The following is a 22,260-nucleotide window of genomic DNA, read 5'->3' on the forward strand; positions in this document are numbered from 1 at the left end:
CCTCTTTATCCATCATAAGCCGCAGCCTTAAAATCCCTGAGCCGAAAGACCCATACGGAGAGAATCGAGAGCGGATAGATAGAACACTCATGTATCCCCCTACTTAGATAACGAATTCAATAGGACCCCTTCATCAAAGCGCCCCCTCCTTAAAAATACCCTTATAAGGTTTAATATCAGGGTAAACAAGTGGCTTCAATTTACTTGACATGGATGAGTTTTTCCCTATTGTGGTAGAATAATTGAGTTAAAAAAGCGAGGTCTTATGCTTGACAAACTAGAGACAGCTATAGGTTCCTCCAAGGCTGACTACACAGACATCCGATACGAGGAGAACCGGCGGGTTACAATAAGCTACGAGAACCGTGAGCTGCGCAGGCTTTCGACAACCACCAGCCGGGGTGGTCATGTGCGCTGCTACACCAAAGGCGGAAAGGCTATCCATTCGTTCTCTCGATTGGAAGATCTTGAGAAAGGAATAAAGCAATGTGCGGCTGACTCACAGATCGTAGGCTCGCACCGAAAAGCCAAGCTCTCCCTTGCCCCTACTGAGACTTTGCGCGGCCAGTTACTGCTTTCGCCTGAAAAGGATCCCCGCAAATGGCCTTTGGATGAAAAACACGAGTTACTCAAGCACTACCGCGATCTGCTTCTCTACATCCCAAAGGTGGTGGTTGTAGCAGGTGCCTACTCGGAGTGGTTCTCGCATCGCTGGTTCGTCTCATCTGAAGGCACCGCGATCGAGTACGATCTCCTGATCACCAACATCGGCTTCCAGATTACCGCAAGAGACGGCAATGTGGTAGAAAAAACCGCGTATTCTGTAGGTGGACGCGACGACTACTCCAACCTCCTCGACCGAGACGAGGAGTTCCTGGAGCGTGGCAGGATAGCGGTCGAGCTTACCACCGCAGATCAACTGCCTGCAGGCAACTTCCCGGTGATCCTTGATTCTGATGAGGCAAGCGTCTTCATCCACGAGGCGTTCGGACATCTTTCAGAGGCGGACGGTCTTCAGGATAACCCCGCGTTTTTGGCCAAGCTCCAGATCGGCGCCGAGCTAGGCTCCGAGATTCTGAACGTAACGGACGACGGCACGATACTCACCGCGCCGGGCGGACATCTGGTTGACGATGAAGGAGTGCGGACCCGGCGCACCGAGCTCATAAAGAAAGGGGTGCTGGCAGGTCGCATGCACTCCCGCGAGACCGCCGCAGAGTTTTCCGAGGAGCTTTCAGGCAACATGAGGGCGGTCGGACCCAAGTTTACCCCAATCGTGCGCATGTCCAACATCTTTATCGAGAGGGGAACTTCCACTTTTGAGGAGATGGTCTCTTCCATCGATCACGGCTACTACCTTGTAGGAGCCAAGGGTGGGCAGACCTCAGGTGATGCCTTCACCTTCGGCGCCCAGTACGGATACGAGATAAAAGCTGGCAAGCTCGGCAGTCTCCTTCGCGACCTCAACATGTCAGGGGAGTTGTTTGAGACTTTGCAAAACATCTCCATGATCGGCGACGATTTAAGATTTGCAGAGCGCGGGGGCTGCGGCAAGGGCGGAGGCGGCCCCATGCAGCTTAATGCAAAATCAGGAAAGGGTGCTCCCCACATCAAGATCAACAAGGTTACCCTCGGAGGTGCCAGATGATAGATGAGGTGCTTAACGCGTCTATGGAGCTTTTCGACTCCTCGGAGATCTACCACAAGGAAAAGGCAGACACCAGTGTGCGCTACGGAAATTGGGATCTGAGAAACATCTCATCCAACCGGGTCTCAGGCGTGATGATGCGGGTAAAAAAACAAGGAAAGCTGGGTATTGCCTCAGCCACCACACTGGACGATCCCAAAACCCTTCTTGAAGCGGCTCTGGATTCGGCAAAGCACGGCAATGAGATCCCCTACTCCTTCTCTCAGGCCACAGGGTTTCCCCAGGTTCAAAGTTACTCTCAAGAGGCCACGAATTACCCAACGGCAAGGATGATCGAGATGTGCGAGCGGGCAAAGGAAGAGGTGCGGGAGATTCTGCCCGACATCTCGCTGAACATCACGATGAGCAAGGAAGAAGAACACATACGTATAGCTACCTCCGGCGGCACGCGCGCAGAGCAACTCATCACCAACGTGGATTTCACAATCTCCGCTCCTATCAAGGGCGCCGGCATATCAGTCTACCGCTTCAAATCGGAGGTCGCCCCATTTGAGTATCCCGCTGAAGTGGTCCGTGAGTTCATACGCCGCTACCGCTGGACAGAAAACGCAGTAACCCCTGCCACCAAACGCATGCCGGTCATCTGGGACCCTGTGGCCCTTTACATGTTCGCCTTGGCCCTTTGCGCTGGAATCTCAGGCGAGGAGCTGGTCAAGAAGACCTCTCCCCTCATGGACAAACACGAAAACCAGATACTTTCGGATAAGATCACCCTCGTAGACGATCCACATTCGCCTCGCGTAGGTGCCAGAGGTTTCGACGACGAAGGGGTTCCTACCGAGAAGCGAGCCCTTGTGGAGCGGGGCGTGCTGCGGAGCTTTCTCTTGGATCTTCGTACCGGTGCCAAGCTGGGAGCACGCTCCTCTGGCAACGGCTTCAAGCGTGCTCTATTTGGGGGCGGCACAAGCGCCATGCCCACCACATGGCCGGCAAACCTGTGGATCCAACCGGGTGATTCGTCGCTCGATGAGATGATTGATTCTTTAGATGAAGGCATCTTCCTCTCCGGCGGGATGGGATTCCATTCATCGAACTACACGCAAGGGCACATCGCGGTAAGGGCAATAGGTTTTGCGATCGCAAAAGGACGCATCACCGGGCGGCTTGAGAACACCATGCTCTCAGGAAACATCTACGAGGACTTCAAGCATGTGCGCGCTGTCTCCAAGGAGATAGAGCAAGGCTACGGCGGCTTCTACCCCTATCTGCTTGTAGATTCCATGCAGGTGGTAGGGAAGTAAGGCTCACAGCTGTCAGCCCTGCGCCGTGCGCGGCTTTATCTCTAACCACAGGGAGACAAGTAGGGCACCGAATCCGAAGACGAAGGCGGCGATCCTGAAGACCCACCCCACGTAAGGGATACGGAACAGCACCAGCGCGATGAAGGTACCCAGAAGCATGGAGATGATGATGTGTGGTTCCTTGCCCTTCCTGGCCGCGGAAAGCAGCCAGCGTCCCATAGCCGTTCCTGCGTAAATTATTGAGAAAATGATACCTATCAAGTAGAAAGCACTGACAAACAGACCCGCACCTATTCCCACAACGGAGGCGAACAAGAGTATTACTATGAAAAGCACCAGCGGGAGCCCCAGAAGTGCTATGCCGCCGGTTAAGGCAGAAAGGCCGGGGTTGACCATCAGTCTGCCGGTAACGTTTTTGAAGTGGTGAGGAAGAACCAGTGAGATAAAGAGGCCTGCGCCGGCAAAGAAGAGGAAACCGATGATAGTCCCGATCAACCAGCGTCCAAAGGTACGCCTGGGCAGTTTCTTTTCCACTTCAGGTTTCTCTTTAGGCTCAGGAACAAACTCCCTGGCGCCACTTTTGAGCACGGCACCTTCCGCTATATGAAGCCTGCCCGCACTGTAGCGCAGGGTATCCTCGATAATCGCGCCATACTCTATGAATATCTCCGCCCCTGAGAGCATCACCGGCCCCTTGACGTGTCCTCGAAGGAAGATCACCGCTCCCCCAGCCTCAAGCGAGTCGGTGAAGGTTCCGTCAAGCTGAAGACTTGCCCCGATGACATCAGCCTTACCTTTGATCTCACCTGAGATCTCCACCGCCGCTCCTGCAGCCATAAGGTTGCCTGCCACATCCGATAAGAGACGCACATGCGCTCCTCCCAGGGTGGCATCTCCTGGAACGGGTGCCGCGACTTCAACAAAGGCACCTCCAGCAACCAGATCGTCTGAGATCTGCCGGGTTGAATCAATGCGTACGGCTGCACCGATCAGCGCATTGTCGGAGGCAAACTCCCAGGGGTTGATCTCAACCGCGCCAAGACCGACCACAGAGAGAAGAACAACAAAGACTACATACTTTCTCATGAACGCTCCTTTAGTTTCAGGTTTACTGGTAAAGACGCAGAGGGATAGGCTAAGGTTTCATAAAATTCTCCCTTTTGCTTTCGGAGAAAGGATCGGGGTTAGAAAGTTAGGGGCACGGCATGCCGTGCCCCTACATCTTTTAGGGAAGATCACTGAAACCCTCAGTCATTGCGAGATTTTGCGAAGCAAAATCATGGCAATCTCATATGTGGCAGAATTCGAGAATTTACCACTAGTGTTTATCACCCTTCGGCGGCTCGCGATGACAGAAAAGGCAGAGGCAACGTATAATTATGCTTCACGCAGGCATATCCTTACAGGATGAGAGGTTGAGAGACAAAACCCGAAGGCCGGTCTTGGACCGGCCTCACAGATCCTTCAATTGCGATCTTTCGTCCGTGGGACGAAAGGAGCATCTCTTGAGGTCACTTCTTACCGTTTTTTATATTGCGATCTTTTTGCGTTAGCAAAAAGGAGCACTTGATTTGGGGTGTCTAAATACCGCGCTCCTTGCGCTTCTGGGTAAGATCGGTGATGTGCTTGCGTTCCTCATCTGCAATCGCTTCGATAAGCGGGTGATCTTGTTTATTCACGAACCGCATCATCTCGTGGTAGAAGAGCAGAGAATCCTTCTCCAATCCTATAGCGGCATCGAATGCCGCGGCCTCGTCAGGTGCTTCTTTGGCTAACCGTGCTCCCATGTTCTCATCTGCAAAGACCTCTTTGGAGACCAGTGCCGCGAGGTAATCACGCGCCTCGTCCCAGTCGTAGGGAGCAACGTAGCCCTCTTTGGACAGCCTATCTCGCAGTTCCTTGAAACGCTCAAGATGAACATCTTCCTGATCGGCAAGATACTTGAAGAAGGTCCTCATATCAGCCTCGTTGGATTTTCTGGCAAGCTCTTCGTAGAACGCCTTGCCGTTGCGCTCGATCTGGATCGCCATCTCGCCTATCTCGTATCCTGAGAATTTAATGCCCACTTTGCCTCCTTTAATTTTCCTGCAAGTTTACTCCCGTTTCGTGACATCCAGCCGCAGTGTTACGGGTGTTATCTCCTTGTGCGCGGAGCGAAAGCTCCGAATAATTATGAGAATGCCCCGAAGGGGTACGGGTGTTACGGGGCCTCCTTAGGTTCCATATCCTGGCCGCAGCAGACGAGCGTTCCGGCTCCCGCTTTGGTAACCTTCACTTCCTGTCCGCAGATGTTGCAGACGTAGATCTTTCCTTCCTCAGCCATTGGATCCTCCTTGTCTTTAATTCTAAGTTGCCTCGATTCTTATCTTGCCTATAACCCGCTGGCGGGCGTAAGCTGGACGACTGTCCGGCGGAGGTCGTATGCTCTCCTTCAATTTACTCTAAACAAAAATAGCCTCTTGTCAAGGCAACAACCAGGACCCCAATCCGTCCTTTCTTCTATTACACCCTAAGTCTGTAGGGGCACGGCATGCCGTGCCCCTACAGCCGGAGAGACTTGTGTGGCACAGGCTCTCCAGCCTGTGTAAGTCTATGTTTGGAGTGCAATGACCGCGTCATTGCGCATCAACATGGTTGACGCACTCCAGAAGCCGAGTTCGCTACCTTTTGATGATCTTTTGGGCTTGCTGCCTTCCCTCTTCTGGTCTGTAGATACCGAAGTAAACTCCAGCTGGCAAGTCGGAGAGGTCTAGCTCAAGGTCTCCGTGAACAACCATCGGCCTTCTGACTCTTCTGCCTGATCTTCCTTCATAAAGGGTTAAAGTCCCTCTTTCATCAAACCTTGTGCTGTAGAGACCTGAACTTGGTAAGATAACATCACTTAATTCGTAACTTGGTTGCGATGGGTTTTCTTCTGCTCCGGTTATTATCATTCGGGTGGCGTGGAGGTAGACTTCGTCTACCATATGACTTACAAACTAGCCTCTCTGCCCATAAACTGAGCCTTCCCAAACGAAAGCACTTGACTACGCCCGTTTTTTGAATAGGATGCCCCATGAGAGATGCGGCAAGCAGAGCGGATTCCGACCCTCAAGCAGGCAGGCAAAAAAGGGCTATCCCTGATCTATTTCTGTTGCAGTACCTTCCTATAGTTCCGCGGGGGATAGCACTCGATCTGGGCGCTGGCAACGGTCGCAACAGCCTCTTCCTGGCCGAGCACGGCTTCGAGGTGGATGCATTTGACCGCGACGCCGAATCAGTAGCAGAACTTATGAGGGTAGCCCAGGAGCGGAATCTGCCTGTCAGGGCGATAAGGAACGAACTCACCACCCTCACTATTCTGCCCAAACGCTACTCGCTCGCCGTAATCGCCTGGGTGCTGATGTTTTTAAGGCGAGGCGAACGCGATGGACTGGTTAAGATGGCCATTCGAGGGCTCCTGCCTGGCGGATTCGTCTACCTTGGGGTGTTTTCTACCCAGGACCCTGGATACGCTCTGTGTAAGGAAAAGTTCGAGGAGATCGAAGAACGCACCTTCTTCGTGCCCAAACGCAAGATGACCATGCACTACTTCCTCCCGGAAGAGGCCAAAGCGCTCCTGGGGGGCCTTGATTTGATCGCCTTCAAAGAAGGCTACGAGATGGACATAGGCCACGGCGATCCTCACCATCATGGCCGCATAGAGGTAATCGCCCGTTTGCCCCAAAAATAGAAGCTTTGCATCTTTCAAAACCCCTATACCTTGACTCCATCCGAGTAAAATCTATAATCTAGGGTATGCCTATAAGAGAGTTCTGCTGCCGCGACTGCGGAGCAAGCTTTGAGTTTCTGATCCTCAAGAAGTCGGACGAGGCTAAGGCAAGTTGTCCGAAGTGCAAGTCTCGCAATCTTGAAAGATTGCTCTCGGTGTTCGGGGTAGCAGGAGCGGTTGAGAGACCTACGGCATCGGGTGGCGGCGGATGTTCCACCTGCTCCTCCAGCGACTGCTCCACCTGCGGACGTTAAAACCGGCCACGACTTGGCTGCACGAGGAGGCGGAATCCCCGAGGAGTCACGGCTACCAAACAATCGTTAAAAGGAGGGAAAATGAAGTCTTTTAGGGCTTTGGTTGTACTTCTTACGTTGGGGCTTTGGGTTGCATGGTTGGATGCTGCACGCTGGGAGGTTGATCTGGATCAGCTTCTGAAGACCACTGCCGAATCCGAGCAAGAAAAATTGATCTCAAGAATCGTTTCCGCTAAGCCCTCGTGGCAGGAGGTATCGGATTATCTCCGGAACCTTCAATTCCCCGAGGCCGAGACCGGAAAGATTCACTTGCGCAAGACCACATGCAGTGACGGTGTGGAGCGTTCCTGGATTCTTTACGTTCCCACCTCCTACGACCCCGTCCATCCCACCCCGTTGTTTGTAAACCTGCACGGAGGGGTAAGCCGGCCAGAACCCATACCTGATTCTGAAGCACTCGAGTTCATGGGAGATAACTTATTCAAGGATCTGGCGGAAGAAAACGGTTGGTTGCTTTTGTTCCCGTTTGGTCAGGAAGGAGCCACGTGGTGGGACGAGGTAGGCATGAGTAACATCAATAATCTGGTCAGAACCGTCAAGAGAGAGTACAATGTTGACGACGACCGGGTATGGCTGGGCGGATATTCGGACGGGGCTTCTGCCGCCTTCCTTTACGCCATGGTTTTCCCTACCGACTACGCCGCGTTCATTGCCCTGAGCGGTCACATGGGAACAGGCAGCCTGGGCGGCGATCTGCACACCTACGCTCCCAACTTCTACAACACCGCTGTGTACGCGGTAACCTCGTTTGAGGATCAACTCTTTCCCTCAGCCAAGATGCGGCCTGCTATCCAGATGGCCAGGGAGGCGGGTGGGGATATCTTCTACCGCGAACAGGAAGGTGAGCACGATTTTTCTTACGCAGAAGAGGAGCTGCCCAAGATCGTTCACTTCCTTGAGCGCCATCCCCGCGATCCCTTCCCAACGCGCATAATCTGGGAGTCAGCGGTGCCCTGGTTCGGCACCTGCCGCTGGTTTGCCATCGATCGCATCAGCGCCGATCCCTCTGCATCGTGGCACGTTGACCATAACCTTGTCCTTACCGACGACCGCATCACCATAGGCTTTCGCCACGACGACACCTTCCCAGGTCCAGGTATCAAGGTGAGAGAGATCGTTGAGGGCACTGCCGCGGAGCAGATGGGCCTTGCGGCTGGAGACGTAATCATTCGCGGTAAGAAGAGGAAGATAAAGGATATGGATGACCTGATGGCCTATAAAGCCGGTCTCAAGCGAGGCGACCCGATCCAGCTCACCGTTCTGCGCGATGGCCAGAAGGAGTTACTTAAAGGCACATTGCCTCCTCCTACCAACTACTACCTCTTTAAGCGTGAGCGTCCCTCGGCTATGGCACGGGTTTCCTTCTCTGCAAATCGGGTGGAGATCGAAGGTTCGCGTCTAGGAGGATTCAGCGTCTTTGTTCACCCTGATATGATTCGCCTTGAGAGGAACCTTGTGGTGACCGTTAACGGCGAGGAGGTCTTCAACCGGAGGGTAGAACCCGATATCGATTTTATGCTGCAAAACTTCCTTGCCAATCGCGACCGCAAGCTCATCTACGTTGCGAAGATAGAGGTAGAAATTTAAGACATCCCACGAAAAAGATTAATAAGCCAACCTGAGGCTGGCTTTACCTGTTTTATTTTCCTCCCTTTCGCCCTTCGAGCGAAAGGGAGGAGATTGAGTGGGGTGATTAGTCGTTTCTGGACCAGCGGCCGCCTTCGACAGCCTCCTCAAGATCAGCGGGTGAAAGATCAAGGTAGCCGAGTGCGTTATCCGGAATCTCTATCGGTAAAGGCTCAGGCCCGGCTCTCTTGCCCTCAAGGAAGCCCGCCGAGGCGGCAAAACCTGAGATAAGGGATTCATCTATCGTGCAGTAGTAGAACCTGCCGTTACGGCCTATAACTGAGAGATTTTTGAACCGATCTAAATAATCGAGTATCAACTCCAGCGGTCCCCGGTAGCCTACGTTCCATACAGGATAAGCATGCGGCACGAGCAACTTTTCGGCCTTATCTATCTCAGAACCCTCCAGGAGTTCCAACCGGCGAGCGGTGCTCAGGGTCATATCCAGAAGCTCGTCGGTTGAAGCGTTCCAGAACCGATCCCCCTCGTTTGCAAAGAACTCAACCACCAGGGATGAGTGGCTGGAGTCAGGCACCATCGCAGCGCTCCAGTTGCGTGGCTCGTGCCAGCGGCTGAACGGAACCGACTCGTCAGGGAAGTATATCCATGAATCACCGGTAACCTTGGACGCGTTGATGCGGATAAAAAGGATAACCAGATCGCGGTATCGAAGCCTGGAGGCCGCGGCAAGGACTTCGGGTGGAGGCAAAGGATCAAGTGCGGCGACCAGAAGGTCAAGGTCTATTGATGAGGCGACCCATTCGGGTCTGATGGATCTTCTACTGCCTTTTGGGTCTCGGCTGATGATTCTCGTGATGCGCTTGCCGTCGTGGACGATCTTAACTACCTCATGCCCAAGATGAACCACTCCTCCACGCTCCCTTACCTCCCTTTCCAGATAACGAGCGATCTGGCCGATCCCGTGTCTTGGATAGAGGAAGCGGTCAACAAGGGTGGCGATATCGCCTCTGCGCGAGAAGAACTCACGAACCACCTTGCCCAGGGAGAGTCCCTTGATTCTGAGTGCTGCCCAGTCTGCTGAAAGTTCGGAAGGCTCAACCCCCCACACCTTCCGGGTGTAGTTTTCGAAGTTGAACTCGTAAAGCGAGCGGCCAAAACGGTGCACCACCCAATCCTCGAAGCTCTCCTCTTTTCTGCTTCTAGTGCTCCTGGCCTTTTCTACCAGATAATCGGTGAGCATCTTAGCCGAGTGTGTTACGGGAAGCTTACGCAGCACGTCACTGAGACGCACAGGGTAATCGAAGAAGCGGCCGTCGAGGTAGAAGCGGCTCTTGCGCGGGGTCATGATCAATTCCTCACCCAGAAGCTTCTTTAGGAACACTGCAAGATAGCGCGAGGGGCTGTAGTAGCGGTGCCCACCCAGGTCGTGGTAGTATCCGTCGTCGGTGCGGCGGGTAAGAGCGAGCCCACCGGGGATCTTGCGCCTCTCGATTACCTCGGTATCCACCCCTGCACGGCCCGCAAGGTAGGCTGCACCCAGGCCAGCCGTGCCAGCGCCCAGCACACAGAGGCAACATCCCCTACTCATAGCCGACGTAGCGTGTTTGTCTTCTCAAGACCGAAGATCAATCCATGTGCTGCAAGAAGCGCTGCAAGCGGCAACAAGGGCAGAAAGTGGCGAGGCTGTCCAGCAGGGCCGGTAACACCTATAAAGTAGATCGCTACAATGAATGCCAAAAGATTGAAGGGTGATCGAAAACCCTTGATTAAGAATCCCCTGAGTGCCAAACCGATGATAAAAAGTTTGAAAAGGAACGCAGCCACATACAAGAAGAAGATACCCCCTGTAGGCACAACACGCTCTTCCCATATCAACCGAAGGGCCTCTCCAGGGCGTCCTTGAAGTAAGGCGGCGTGCACGGAAGGAGTAAGATTGCGGATGTCCTGCTCAGGATCCGTATAGAAAAGCAGGAACTCGCTTAACCCCATCGGCAGAAATACCTTGAGTACCCCTGCGGCGTAAAGGCCAGCGTAACGAACCGGATGCTTGATGAGGTAGCGCATCGCTTCACGACCGGCAAAAAGCAACCTCTCAGCCTCGTTACGAGGTTCACCATATCGCTCTAACGCCGCTTGCTCAATCTCCTGCGACGCTTCATTGAAGCTCTTTCCTTCCACCGCAATCTTTACTGGCGCCGCATGTATATACAAAAGATTATACCCCTGGACAGTAGAGAAAAAGAGGTGTCCGAACACTATCCGATTGCGAATAAACCAAGGGGACACGATAACGATATGGCTTAAAAGCAACACCCCGTAGCCCCGCAAGCGCTGCTTGTTGGGCTTCCTTAAAAGGAAAAGGAAGGGGAGAATAAGAGGGAAGTAGAGTCCTACCGGACGGGTAAGTGCTCCTAGCCCGAAAAGCACACCTGCCCCTAAACCTGATCTTGTGGGTGCATTCCCTTCGAAGACCTGCAACACAAGCCACAATGCCGGAACGAGAAATGTAAGAAACAGCACATCGGTCATGAACTGAACGGAATGAAATGCAAGAGCCACATTAAGAATTAGGAGCGCCCCTGCAATTATTCCTGTCTTGGGAGAGAACTCCCGCGCTCCCCAACGGATCATCCAGGCGATAACACCCAAGCTCAAGATAATCTGAATCGCTATCACCACATAAGGAACGCGGCCAACGGAAGCGTAGACTCCTGTGACAAACAAAGGGTGAAGGGGAACAATGGTGGAGTTAAGGGTATAGGGTCCAGAGGTTGCCAATGAGTAACCGTTCCCTGTAATAATGTTGAGCGGCAAACGCTCATACCACACTGCATCGGTAGAGACGAAGAGCCAGGAGGAACCCTTAGCAGCAGGGATAAGCAAAAGAAAATGAATCACTAAGGCTAAACCAAGCAATACGATTAACCATCTATGTCTCACTGAGGTAGAGCGGAGATCAAATCGGCAATTCTTCATTGGTCTTGCTCTCCTTCAAAGGAAGGCCCTCATTCATATCAGGAGGGGGTGTCATGAGGCGGACTCTTAGCTTCTGAAGGTATACCGATGGCTAATCCATGTGCTGCAAGAAGCGCTGCAAGCGGCAACAAGGGCAGGAAGTGGCGAGGCTGTCCTGCCGGGCCGGTAACGCCTAAAAAGTAGATCGCTACAATGAATGCCAAAAGATTGAAGGGTGATCGAAATCCCTTCTTAACAAATCCCTTTATCGCCAGTACGATAATGAAGATATTGAATAGCAACCCCAGCACGTAGACAACAAACACCCAGCCGGTGGGTGCTATACGTTCCTGCCAGATCACCCTTAGCGCCTCCCTCACATCACCCTTCAGAATAGCCTTTTGGACGGGGGGAGTAAGGTTTCTGATCCCTTGCTCAGGGGAAGCGTAAAAAAGCAGGAACTCGGCAAAGCCCAAGGGGAGCAGGGTTTTGGCCACACCTGCGGCGTAGAGCACTGTGTATCGACCGGGATGCTTCAGGATGTAGCGCACGGCTTCCCGCCCGGTAAAGATGAACCCCTCCGCCTCATTGCACGGCTCGCCGTATCTTGCAAAGGCGGCACGCTCCAGATCGGCTTCGGCCTCATAGACGGTCTTGCCTTCAATACTGGCTTTTATCGGGGCGGCATGAATATGCGACAGGTTAAAGGACTGAACGGTAGAGAAGAAGAAGTGCCCGAATACTACCCGATTTCGAATAAACCAGGGAGAGACAACCGCGATGCAGACCAGAAGCAGCGCTCCGTAGCCGAACAAACGAGATCGGCCAGGCTTACCGAAGGGTTTGATGAAGAAAAGAAAGGCGAGGATAAGAGGGAAGTATAGTCCAATGGGTCGTGTAAGAGCGCCCAACCCTAAAAGCAGGCCTGCACCAAGACCGGAACATATGGGACGATATCCTTGAAAAAGGCGAAATACCAACCACAAACCAGGGAGAAGAAACGCAAGGAAAAGCACATCAGTCATGATCTGGGTAGAATAAAAGGCAAGGCACAGATTAAGTAGAAGCAGGATGCCTGCAATGATACCCGCCTTCTTGGAGAACTGCCGAATTCCACACCACATCAGCCCTGCGATAAGCGCAAGGCTCAAGATAACCTGGATTATCACAACAGCATAGGGCGATTGTCCGAATACTGCATAGATACCGGCTATAAACAGTGGATAGCCGGGTACCATGGTCGAGTTCGGTTCGTAAGGAGAGGCTCGGGCCAAGGAGTAGCCATTGCCGGAAAGCATGTTTAAAGCCAGGCTTTCGTAGCACGATGAATCAGCCCATACAAATAGCCTTGAGGAATCTTTGAGTGCAGGGATAAGTAGAAGGAAGTGGATCGCCAGCGAAGCCGCCAGAAGCAGAAATAGCCACCGATTCCTCCTTAAGGTCTCCCCCAGATTCAATCGGCAGCCGTGCATTTAATAAACTATTCCAGGGATTCTTCAGCCTCGGCGCGCAGGTTCTTGAGATAGGTGCGGGCTGCTGAAGAAAAGGACCCGTCAGGGTCGACCTCAAGCACCGCTTCGAAGTCGCTGTGTGCGGCATCCATCTGGCCTTGCTCAAGACGTATCTTACCGCGCTCAAGGTAGGCTTCGGCAATCCTGGAGCGGGCAAGCTCGCTTTCAGGATCCCTCTCAAGTGCTTTTTTGTAGTCGTCAAGTGCGGCGTTGTATTCGGCCTGGTCAAGGTATACCCTTCCCCGGTTCAGGTAGACGCGGGTGAGGCCTGGATCGAGGAGCAACGCCTTGGTGTAGTCGGCCTCTGCTCTGATTAGATCGCCCATTCTGTAGTAGGCGGTGCCGCGATTGTTGTAAGCCATCGCGTAGCCGGGCTTTAGTTCAAGAGCATGTGTATAGTCGGCTATGGCCTCCTCAAGACGGCCCGCATCCGCATGCAGGGCACCTCGGTTGTTATAGGTCAGGGCCGAGCCCGGATCAAGCTCTAAGGCCTGATCATAGAACTTCAAGGCCTCCTCGCCTGCACCTTCGTATTCCGCGCACAGTGCAAGGTTAAGGTATATCTCCGGGTTCTGGGAATCAAGCTTGAGAGCCTTCTCATATATCAGTCGTGCCTGGTTGTAGTTCTCCTTCTTGAAGTAGACGTTGCCCAGGTTGTTGTGGTAGTCGGCCCTTGTCGAATCGAGCCTTATAGCCTGCTCGAAGTCCAGCCTTGCCTGATCCAGGGCCTTCATGTGCATGTAGGTGGTGGCGCGATTGTGGTAGTAGACCGCGTCCTTCGGGCTAAGTCCTATCGCCTTACTGAAGACGGCGGCTGCGGCCTCGTAGTCGGCGAGCGCGTCGTAGGCCAACCCCATGCGGTTGAATGGCTCGGGCTTCTGGGGCTTCTTCTCGGTATATTCCTTGTATAGCTCGGCGGCTTTGGCGTAATCTCCCTCTTCTAGAGCCGTATCTGCATCGCGGATCAACCGCGGGGTGCAGCCGAATAACGTAAGGGCAGCGGCTAAAAGACCCGCCATATAAAGAAACTTCTTCACGATCAACCTCCGGGTTTTCTTGTTTGCTAAATCATACAGAGAGTTTGAGAGGTGTCAACTCTTAAAACCATGCCCCAACCGAACCAACCCCTTGACAAGGCCCCAAAAACTGGATAATATCAATGGATCGGATGTTTCTTCTAAAGATTGAGAAGCAACCGTACTTTTTACAAACCAACCAAGGAGGAGTAATGGGACTATCCAAAAGGTTGCCGCTACTTGTGGCATCTATCTTTCTTTTAGGGGGACTACTTCTATCCCTAAGCTGCACAAGCAACAATCCACCGTTGGTTCCGTCAGACCCACAGCCGAGCGACGGCGCTGGGGGTCAGCCGAGGAGCTTGACGCTTCACTGGAGCGGAGGGGATCCCGACCCGGAGCTTCCCTATTATGACGTTTATCTGGGAACCACAGATCCCCCGCCCCTTAGAGAGGTCAACCTCATAGAAAAATACTGCGAGATCAGCGATCTTGACTCCAACACCACCTACTACTGGATGATCGTTGCCCAGGACGAGCAAGGCGACACCGCCGCCGGGCCGATCTGGTCCTTTACCACCACAATGGGTGATTCCTACGAGCCAAACAACTTGTTCGACCAGGCCTACGGTCCCTTGAGTTTTGGAACGGTCTACGAATCCTGGATCTGGGACTGGGAGGACTATTATGACATCTACTACTTTATCCCGGACTCAAGTGGTATTGTTAAGATCGATCTTTACAGCCTGCCCACAGACTACGACCTGGTGCTTTTTGATGAGAACCAGGAGGAGCTTGATTGGTCCAGCAAGTGGGGACCGGCAGATGAATCGATCTCCTACTACGTCACGGGATCGGAGCTTTACTATGTGGTAGTCATTCTATACGATCGTCCCGACTCCAGAGACTCCTATCTACTGAAGGTAGACTATATCCAAACCCAAGACTCTTACGAGCCTAACGACTCCTTCGATGATGCCTACGGCCCACTGGATTTTGAAACGACCTACGAGTCATGGATATCAACCTGGGATGATGTAGACTACTACTACTTTGTTCCCGCAAGCGACGGCTGGATAGGGATCGATCTCTACAGCCTGCCCGAAGACTACGATCTCTACCTGTGTGACTCCAACTACGATCTAATAGACGCCTCCGAAAATGAATACACTGAGAGTGAATGGATAGAATTCGAGGGGTCGGCTTCCGAGACCTACTACGTGGTTGTGGTGCCTTTCGAAGGATACGATGCTACTGATTCCTACTACCTGGAAATCTATTATTCTTACGGCTCCGCCCAAACATGGGGCCACACGCACAGGGAGAAAAGAAACCTGAAAATCGATTAGAAAGCATTAATAACCTCCCCCTATCTCCGCACGGGGATAGGGGGCTTTTTAAATATCTCCGGGATGATTATGCTTGACAACATTCTCCAACTAGCTAATATAAGCAACAAATAAATCACTCAAAGGATAGAGAAATAATCTCTATCCGTAATAAGGTGAAAACCTTAAGGAGGAGCCACATGAAGAAAGCATTATCGCTAGGATTGCTTCTTATAGGCATGCTGGCGTTCAGCCATGCCCAAGCCAACCTGGTCGACATCGGCATAAACCTTGGCAGGGATTACGTTGTAAATTATGTCATTGGACCGGTAACCTACTGGTCTCAACCTACCATAACAGCCTCCCCCTTCCATGTGGGGCTGGTCTTCGCGGTCTCACCTGTCAAAGGATTTAAACTGGGAGTGCGCGGCGGCTACTCGAACAAGATATTAACCAGAGAATTTAACTCTGTCTCCGATTACTTAGACAGCTGGGAGGAAGAAATCACCATCCACGGCGGGATGGGTGAGTTCAGGATACTGGGTGAGGCCCCCATAGGCGGTGAACTGGCTTTTCTTTACGGTGGATTAGGACTAGGCTACTACAATTACTTCACCGAATACTCAAAGGAAATATACAGTGATCCGACACAGACGGAGTACTCTGAAAGCAACACCCTGGGTTGGGCTCAGACCTTTATTGCCGGTGCTCATATCGGAATAGTCAAATGGGTAGGATTCAACGTGGAGATTGAGAAGCTGGGATGGCAGTCTCTGCAATATGTAGTCGAAGAAGTCACTGTAGATGATGAGAATATTGGCGATTATGAAGGCAGCTATGAGCCTGCAGGTGGACTAGGAGATATAGGCGTCTCGGTTGCTTTGGTTTTCAAGATATAGCCGGCTTGTAAGAGAAACCCTAATCGCCTTACGTTGCCCGGGCAAGCCATTATTGCAATTGGGGCATGGGAACTATAACTTAAGCCGAAACTTTTGACACGTACGGGGTAAGAGATATACTGTGTCCCAATGACGAAGATATCCTCGGCACTTGCCAGAAGATTGACCCTGCACTCCCAATTACTGGACGGTCGAACAAAACTGCCTAAAGGGAAGGAAGGAATAGCCCAGGCTATCGAGAAACTGGGCTACGTTCAGATAGACACCATAGCGGTCATCAACCGCGCCCATCATCATACCCTCTGGACAAGGCGACCGGACTACAGCCCTGCGATGCTCGATGAGCTTCAGGCCAAGGACCGCCGGGTATTCGAGTACTGGGGACACGCCGCTTCGTATCTGCCGATGAAAGACTACCGATACTACATACCCAGGATGCGTGCCTTCCCCTGGGGTGACGGCTGGATCAAAAGGATGCACGAGAGGCATAAAGACGTGATGAAGGACGTGCTGGAAAGGATACGCAAGGAAGGTCCTCTGGGCTCGGTGGACTTCAAGGCGCATGATGGCAAGAAGCGCGGGGCGTGGTGGGATTGGAAACCGGCAAAGACGGCGTTGGAGATGCTTTTCTGGAAGGGAGATCTGATGGTCACCGAGCGCCGCAACTTCCAAAGGATCTATGACTTGACCGAACGGGTGCTGCCTGGGGGGGGGTAGATACCACGGTTCCAGATCCAGCTGAAGTGGCCAGGTTCAGGGTAAAAAGGGCGCTTTGCGCGCATGGTATAGCCACCCAGCGAGAGATCTTAGACCATCTACATATAAGTTCGAAAGAGAAAGTTCCAGATGCTTTAGACGAAATGGTTGATTCGGGAGAAGTAGTCCAGGTAGAAATCGTGGGACTTGAAGGGATCAATTATTATGTCCTTAGCGATGTTCTGAGAAATGCATCGCGGCTTAGCAAACGCAAACCCCGCCTGCATCTTCTCTCTCCTTTCGACAACCTGATCATCCACAGACCTCGAACAGAACAACTTTTCGGGTTCTCATACTCACTTGAGTGCTACACTCCCCCTGCCAAGCGCAGGTTCGGCTACTTCTGCCTGCCCATCCTATGGGGTGAGCAATTCGTAGGAAGGCTCGACCCGAAAGCCGACCGAAAACAAAAGACGCTTGTGGTCCGCAACCTTGTATTCGAGGAGGGGTTTAAACACTACGAGGGGATTCTTCACTCGCTTGCAGAAAAACTGAAAGCCCTGGCCTCATTCAATAGATGCGAGAAGGTACTGATCGAGCAGACAATGCCCGGCAAGGTAAAAACTCACTTAAGTAGAACGTTAAGACTTTAAGCTAACAGTAGTTCTCTTGCTAAAACCTTCTCCCACCCGGGATATCCACCGACATGGTGGTACAGGGATTTGAGATTCAGGTTAGTCAGTTTCTTGTGTTTGTTCATCTTTAGCCTCCGATCGCGATCTCCATGGCTTTATTCGTCAGGTTTCTATTGCACTCGTCATAATCCAGAGGAGACTTAATAAACAAAAAAGGGAGATATTATGCCTTACGCAACGATAAGAGAAATTTTGTCCGAGGTGGATGCGGAGAATCCTCCTGCACCCGAGCATTTTCCTGATTTTAATCCGACGGATATAGAGGCCTGGGCATATCTTATACACGTCTATCTCGATTCTTCGCAGTCGGATTTTGGTCGTCCGTCCTTTCTGCCCAAATATACACGGGCAACCGGTGGGTTCCAATATGGATTTCTCAGCCAGGAGAATCCCTTCGCACCCCGATATCCCGCAAACTACGATAAAGCGATCAAAGCGACTTACATCAAGAAGATATTGGATTACATCACGATTCTGACGCGAGCATGGATAGGGAGGGATAAAATAAGTCTGATTGGACAAAAGCAGGTGATGGGTTTTGATCTCAAAGGTGAAACAATAGACGATCGTTGGACCTTTTTCCTCGGGCTTTACAACAGAGCCATGCAAGCGCGGGACATAGCCTGGCGCAAGATTATGACCTACTGTGCCACTCTGATTGGAAATCAGAATGCAAGCAATACAAGGATTATCATTCCAGAAATGGTCATCCTTTACTCTTATGTCAAGGCTCAATGGGATGCGGTATTTGGTCAGGTCGCCAACCTGGTGATTAGCTCTGGCTACAGAACACCTGCGGAGCAAAGAGGGTTAAAGGTCCCTCATAGCGCACAAACCACACATGCTGTGGGCGGGACTATAGACGTTCAACCCGATCTAAGTGCCATACTTTTCACTGGACAACAAAAGCGGTTCGTATTCTGGGGATACCTGGCATGGCTTTTTAGGGTTGTAGGAAATGATAGATTAGAAAAGGTGCCGTATACCCTGGTAGAGACAAGGAAAGGTAATAACGTTGTTCACGTGAGCTACGCCTACTTGTTATACACCCAGATGAAGGATGAATACAAAGCTATACTTCCTGGATTTCTGCTACCATATGATGGTGATCTGCCTCACATCCATGATCCCAAGACAGGTAAGGCAAAGGTTAAAGCGGAGATGCAGGGTCCGAACACAATCCCAGCGTCTAAGTACTGGAATACCTTTAACGAGGGTTCATTTAACTTCAGTCGTCTAGGCTCGGATGCCGTTAATAACCTTACGGGCGCCGGAGCGGTTTCAGCATCATGGATGGCGGGGTTTGTGAAGTTTCTGCAGAAGAAGGAGGACCTAACCGACCTTCAGAAGAAGAAAATCTCCAGAATCAACCTCCACCACCTCGATAAGGTTCAGTCTACCTGGCCCTTGCCGTAGGATGCTAAAATCAAAATTGTACACTTGACAGATTGAATTTTTATCTTACAATTTCTTCGTGAGAAGACTGACGTTTACTCTTCTTATATTTTTGGGTACCATCCAGGGGTTTTCTCGAGAGGAGTTTGTTTGGATATACACTTGGCACGCCTGGCTTAGTTATATAGCTCACGAGGACTGGGAGGCTTATTTAAACACCTACGGCCACTCAGAGAGAGGCATGGAAATAATAATCCCGATACCTTTGCTTACCGAGGAGTATCCGCGTGCCGCGGCCCAGCTTGACAAGCTTGTGAAGGATGCAATGAAAAATCATCACAGTCTCGATTGGGCGCTCGATTACCTGAAACCGTCTTTGGGGCCAGCGGCTTCAGTTCCCGACTCGCTGCGCAGAATGATGCTTTACTACATCTACCACGACAATTTTTCAAGGCTGAATAGACCTTGGTGCTACAAAGAATCCATCCACATAGATTGGTTTTTTAGCGCAGGTACGGGGACTTACGATAGGGGTTGGGTTCGCTACGCGTATATAAACACTGGGCCTGGGGAGGATGCGGCAGAGTTGTGGTTTTACGGCTACTGCGCGATCGCGTGGGCCAGAACAGATAACGCCATTATGGATTCCGCTCGCGCCGTGCGGATGTTCAATAAAGCAGCAGAGAAGAACATGCTGGTAAGCAGGTTGTCCAAGCCGATATGGTCTCCTATCCTGAGTGTCCAACCCGTTGGTTTTCACTATGATTACAAGATCCCAGCAGTTCAGCTCGCAGTTCCAGTGGAGTACGACTGCTGCGAGGTGTATCCTGAGGTTTTCAGGAGACCTGATACGCTCATAGTAACAGTCCTTGTAAAGAACGGTTATGAGTATCTTTTCTCCTATTCCAACTCAGATTCCAAGGGCGACAACTTCTCTAACTTCCTCCAGGAAGAGATAGTTTTTCAACCCTAGCCTTGGCCCTTGACCCCAACGGGGCGGTTTCGGCGGCATGGATACAAGGTCTTTTGAGATTTCTGGAGAGCAATCAAGATTTATTGTTGGAGCCAGACCGGCAAAGGCTTGCCAGGATTAATATCAATGCTCTCCCCACACACTGGGCTTTGCCATAGGAATGGTAGAATCAATGGGATTGACACAATAAACCTTTGTCTTATAATATCTTGATGAAAAGGGCGTGGGTTATTCTTCTTGTGATGTGCGGAACGATGTGGGGGTTCTCGCTTGAGGAGTTTTTGTGGATTTTCTACTGGCACGACTATGATTGCTACTTGTGGGAGGAAGATAGAGAGGCCTATAAGGCTACCTATGGCCCCAAGGACTGGAGTAACGAGAAGATAATCCCTATGCCCGTGCTTACACAAGAGTATCCTCGTGCCGCGGTCCAGCTTGATAAGCTTGTTGAGGATGCGATGGGAAGACAGAAGAGCCTTGACTGGGTGCTTGATAACTTGAAACCCTCCTCCGGGCCGGCGGCTCCCTTGCCTGATTCCGTTCGCAGGGAGATGCTTTACTATCTTTACCACGATAACTTCTACAAGGTTAAGAAGCCATGGAATTTCGGCAACACGGTATTCGATATTTTACACTTCAGCGGAGGTACAGGTACATCCGAGCAGGGCTGGGTTCGTTATGCGACCATACCTGTTTGGACAATGGAAGAGGGGAAAGCGTATTTTAGCGGTTATACCGGGATCTCGTGGGCTCGAACCAGCGATACAGTGATGGACTCGACTCGCGCTATGTGGATGTTCAATAACGCGGTGCAGAAAAACGTATTGATAAGTAGATTGTCTGATCCTGCCTGGTTTCCGATTTTGAGCATGGAATCCTGTGCCTTTCATGAGCGTTACGAACTTCCAGCATTTTGTATGAAGGTTCCTCTTGAATACGATTGTTGCGAAGCATACCCTGATGTTTATAGAAAAAATGACACCCTCTTCCTGGCGACTTTTATTACAGACGGCTATGGGTATCTTATCTTTTCTTCCGTTGGATTTTGGGGAGAGGGATATCCCTGGAATTTCTATTTAAGATTTCGACCTTAACTATTCCTCAATCTTAAGCGCCAGCAGCATGTCCTCAACCGAGAGGCCGGGAAGCTCGAGGCCCTGCTCAGAAATTACTCGGTCGATCCGAGTACCAACCTCACCTCGTGTTCTGTAAGCACCTTTCAGACCATCCTCGATCCTTGGCAGCCCCTCAAGCGGAAGAAGGGTAAAATCGCCGGAGATGATCACATCCGCCAATCTGTTCTCATGCACCTCTGATGCCGTCCTTATCAGTCCGCCCGGTGCCTTGTGCATCCCTATGATAAACTCGACACCCGATCTGATCCTCACCTCACCCGGCTTCTTCATGGTGCGTTTGAAGAGGAAGCTCGAATCGGTCATCCTGGCGATGGTCTCGGTATTCTTCCGCTGAAGTTCCGGTGTATACTCGGCAGGCTCCAGCGAACCAAGGAGTAGGGTGAACTTCTCTATCAGCGCCTTCCGTACCTGGGCACGGGAAGGCTTCTTGCCCGTCTCTCGATATATCGTGGTTACATGCTCCTGCATCGACTTGTGGATCTTGTCGCGGAACTTCTCGTCCGGCACCTTCAATACCCGGGCCATCGTATCATAGTCGAAGTCTATCAGGATACCGCCCACGAACACCACGCAGGGGCCGATGTTTCCAGCACCCTCGCCCGCGATCTTTCGCTCGCCCTGGATGGTAACGATGTCGTTTACCGGGCGGAACTTTGTTTCAATACCGAACTTGCGGTAGGTCTCGATTGCAGGTGCGGATAAGGTCTGATACAGCTCCGATATCTTGCGTGAGGCCAAAGGGTTGTCGCGGCGCAGGATCACCTGGTAGAAGACCTGGTTAGAATCAAGATAGGTGGCGCCGCCCCCTACTTCCCTGCGCATCACCGGCAGGTTGTGTGCCGCACAGTAATCAAGATCAATCTCGGCTGCCGCGTCCTGGAAGTATCCCACGCTGATGATCGGGGTCTGCGGCGAGACAAGACACAGGCACTCGATTCCTTCCCTGGCGATGGTATGGAATACGGTCATCGAATCCTGGCCTGGCAGGGTATCGAAGGTAAAAAGCTTCAAGGGCTACTCCTTTTGTTTTGATGAGGATTATAGTCAGCGAATTG

General features: G+C 51.8%; 22 protein-coding genes. 13 read left to right on the top strand and 9 right to left on the bottom strand.

Features of this window, described 5'->3' with window-relative positions; all coding sequences use genetic code 11:
* Window positions 1-265: 265 nt before the first annotated feature.
* A complete protein-coding gene (locus CEE36_05070; GenBank protein TKJ43122.1) occupies window positions 266-1,648 on the top strand; it encodes a Zn-dependent protease in 1,383 nt (460 codons plus the stop codon).
* Window positions 1,645-2,949, top strand: a complete 1,305-nt coding sequence (locus CEE36_05075; GenBank protein ID TKJ43123.1) for a hypothetical protein — start codon at window positions 1,645-1,647, stop codon at window positions 2,947-2,949. Before CEE36_05070 ends, CEE36_05075 begins: the two co-directional genes overlap by 4 nt.
* 12 nt (window positions 2,950-2,961) lie before the next feature.
* On the opposite strand, the gene CEE36_05080 is transcribed toward CEE36_05075, so the two are convergent.
* The gene (locus CEE36_05080; GenBank protein ID TKJ43124.1) at window positions 2,962-4,035 is read right to left on the bottom strand and encodes a hypothetical protein; all 1,074 of its coding nucleotides are present in this window, start codon (window positions 4,033-4,035) and stop codon (window positions 2,962-2,964) included.
* On the opposite strand from CEE36_05080, the gene CEE36_05085 reads away from it, so the two are divergent.
* Window positions 4,034-4,360 carry a hypothetical protein gene (locus CEE36_05085; protein ID TKJ43125.1) on the top strand — a complete coding sequence of 109 codons (327 nt, stop codon included), beginning with the start codon at window positions 4,034-4,036 and terminating at the stop codon, window positions 4,358-4,360. The two genes, CEE36_05080 and CEE36_05085, sit on opposite strands and share 2 nt — an antisense overlap.
* Before the next feature lie 169 nt (window positions 4,361-4,529).
* Here CEE36_05085 and CEE36_05090 read toward each other — a convergent pair whose 3' ends face one another.
* The 3 genes from CEE36_05090 to CEE36_05100 form a co-directional block, all read right to left on the bottom strand.
* Entirely contained in the window at window positions 4,530-5,015 is a 486-nt protein-coding gene (locus CEE36_05090) for a hypothetical protein (protein ID TKJ43126.1), read from the bottom strand.
* A gap of 134 nt (window positions 5,016-5,149) precedes the next feature.
* Window positions 5,150-5,272: a desulfoferrodoxin gene (locus tag CEE36_05095; protein TKJ43127.1), complete on the bottom strand. Its 123-nt coding sequence runs from the start codon at window positions 5,270-5,272 to the stop codon at window positions 5,150-5,152.
* Window positions 5,273-5,609: 337 nt separating this feature from the next.
* Complete coding sequence (locus tag CEE36_05100) at window positions 5,610-5,915, bottom strand: hypothetical protein (protein TKJ43128.1); 306 nt, start codon at window positions 5,913-5,915, stop codon at window positions 5,610-5,612.
* Window positions 5,916-6,004: 89 nt separating this feature from the next.
* On the opposite strand from CEE36_05100, the gene CEE36_05105 reads away from it, so the two are divergent.
* From CEE36_05105 to CEE36_05115, 3 genes are all read left to right on the top strand, one after another.
* Window positions 6,005-6,661 (top strand): hypothetical protein, encoded by a 657-nt coding sequence (locus tag CEE36_05105; GenBank protein ID TKJ43129.1) that lies wholly within the window; start codon window positions 6,005-6,007, stop codon window positions 6,659-6,661.
* Window positions 6,662-6,726: 65 nt separating this feature from the next.
* Window positions 6,727-6,954 (top strand): FmdB family transcriptional regulator, encoded by a 228-nt coding sequence (locus tag CEE36_05110; GenBank protein ID TKJ43130.1) that lies wholly within the window; start codon window positions 6,727-6,729, stop codon window positions 6,952-6,954.
* A gap of 81 nt (window positions 6,955-7,035) precedes the next feature.
* The gene (locus CEE36_05115; GenBank protein ID TKJ43131.1) at window positions 7,036-8,601 is read left to right on the top strand and encodes a hypothetical protein; all 1,566 of its coding nucleotides are present in this window, start codon (window positions 7,036-7,038) and stop codon (window positions 8,599-8,601) included.
* Window positions 8,602-8,707: 106 nt separating this feature from the next.
* On the opposite strand, the gene CEE36_05120 is transcribed toward CEE36_05115, so the two are convergent.
* The 4 genes from CEE36_05120 to CEE36_05135 are packed head-to-tail and all read right to left on the bottom strand — an operon-like array spanning window position 8,708 to window position 14,104.
* Window positions 8,708-10,189, bottom strand: a complete 1,482-nt coding sequence (locus CEE36_05120) for a hypothetical protein (protein TKJ43132.1) — start codon at window positions 10,187-10,189, stop codon at window positions 8,708-8,710.
* The gene (locus CEE36_05125) at window positions 10,186-11,577 is read right to left on the bottom strand and encodes a hypothetical protein (GenBank protein TKJ43133.1); all 1,392 of its coding nucleotides are present in this window, start codon (window positions 11,575-11,577) and stop codon (window positions 10,186-10,188) included. Before CEE36_05125 ends, CEE36_05120 begins: the two co-directional genes overlap by 4 nt.
* 38 nt (window positions 11,578-11,615) lie before the next feature.
* Window positions 11,616-13,028, bottom strand: coding sequence for a hypothetical protein (locus tag CEE36_05130; GenBank protein ID TKJ43134.1), 1,413 nt, complete (start codon window positions 13,026-13,028; stop codon window positions 11,616-11,618).
* An 8-nt stretch (window positions 13,029-13,036) separates the two neighbouring features.
* Window positions 13,037-14,104 carry a hypothetical protein gene (locus CEE36_05135; protein ID TKJ43135.1) on the bottom strand — a complete coding sequence of 356 codons (1,068 nt, stop codon included), beginning with the start codon at window positions 14,102-14,104 and terminating at the stop codon, window positions 13,037-13,039.
* Between the two features lie 341 nt (window positions 14,105-14,445).
* Here CEE36_05135 and CEE36_05140 point away from each other — a divergent pair, with 341 nt between their 5' ends.
* The 7 genes from CEE36_05140 (at window position 14,446) to CEE36_05170 (ending at window position 21,163) form a co-directional block, all read left to right on the top strand.
* Window positions 14,446-15,432: a hypothetical protein gene (locus tag CEE36_05140; protein TKJ43136.1), complete on the top strand. Its 987-nt coding sequence runs from the start codon at window positions 14,446-14,448 to the stop codon at window positions 15,430-15,432.
* Between the two features lie 179 nt (window positions 15,433-15,611).
* Complete coding sequence (locus CEE36_05145; protein ID TKJ43137.1) at window positions 15,612-16,310, top strand: hypothetical protein; 699 nt, start codon at window positions 15,612-15,614, stop codon at window positions 16,308-16,310.
* Between the two features lie 129 nt (window positions 16,311-16,439).
* Window positions 16,440-17,027: a hypothetical protein gene (locus CEE36_05150; GenBank protein ID TKJ43138.1), complete on the top strand. Its 588-nt coding sequence runs from the start codon at window positions 16,440-16,442 to the stop codon at window positions 17,025-17,027.
* A 26-nt stretch (window positions 17,028-17,053) separates the two neighbouring features.
* The gene (locus CEE36_05155; protein TKJ43139.1) at window positions 17,054-17,659 is read left to right on the top strand and encodes a hypothetical protein; all 606 of its coding nucleotides are present in this window, start codon (window positions 17,054-17,056) and stop codon (window positions 17,657-17,659) included.
* A gap of 207 nt (window positions 17,660-17,866) precedes the next feature.
* Window positions 17,867-19,117 carry a hypothetical protein gene (locus CEE36_05160; protein TKJ43140.1) on the top strand — a complete coding sequence of 417 codons (1,251 nt, stop codon included), beginning with the start codon at window positions 17,867-17,869 and terminating at the stop codon, window positions 19,115-19,117.
* A gap of 58 nt (window positions 19,118-19,175) precedes the next feature.
* A complete protein-coding gene (locus tag CEE36_05165) occupies window positions 19,176-20,069 on the top strand; it encodes a hypothetical protein (protein ID TKJ43141.1) in 894 nt (297 codons plus the stop codon).
* Between the two features lie 212 nt (window positions 20,070-20,281).
* A complete protein-coding gene (locus CEE36_05170; protein TKJ43142.1) occupies window positions 20,282-21,163 on the top strand; it encodes a hypothetical protein in 882 nt (293 codons plus the stop codon).
* Here the strand turns inward: CEE36_05170 and CEE36_05175 are convergent, their stop codons facing one another.
* The gene (locus tag CEE36_05175) at window positions 21,164-22,216 is read right to left on the bottom strand and encodes a biotin--protein ligase (GenBank protein TKJ43143.1); all 1,053 of its coding nucleotides are present in this window, start codon (window positions 22,214-22,216) and stop codon (window positions 21,164-21,166) included. It abuts the gene before it with no gap.
* Window positions 22,217-22,260 lie beyond the last annotated feature (44 nt).

This window comes from candidate division TA06 bacterium B3_TA06 (assembly GCA_005223075.1).
GTDB lineage: Bacteria > Hydrothermota > Tepidihabitantia > B3-TA06 > B3-TA06 > B3-TA06.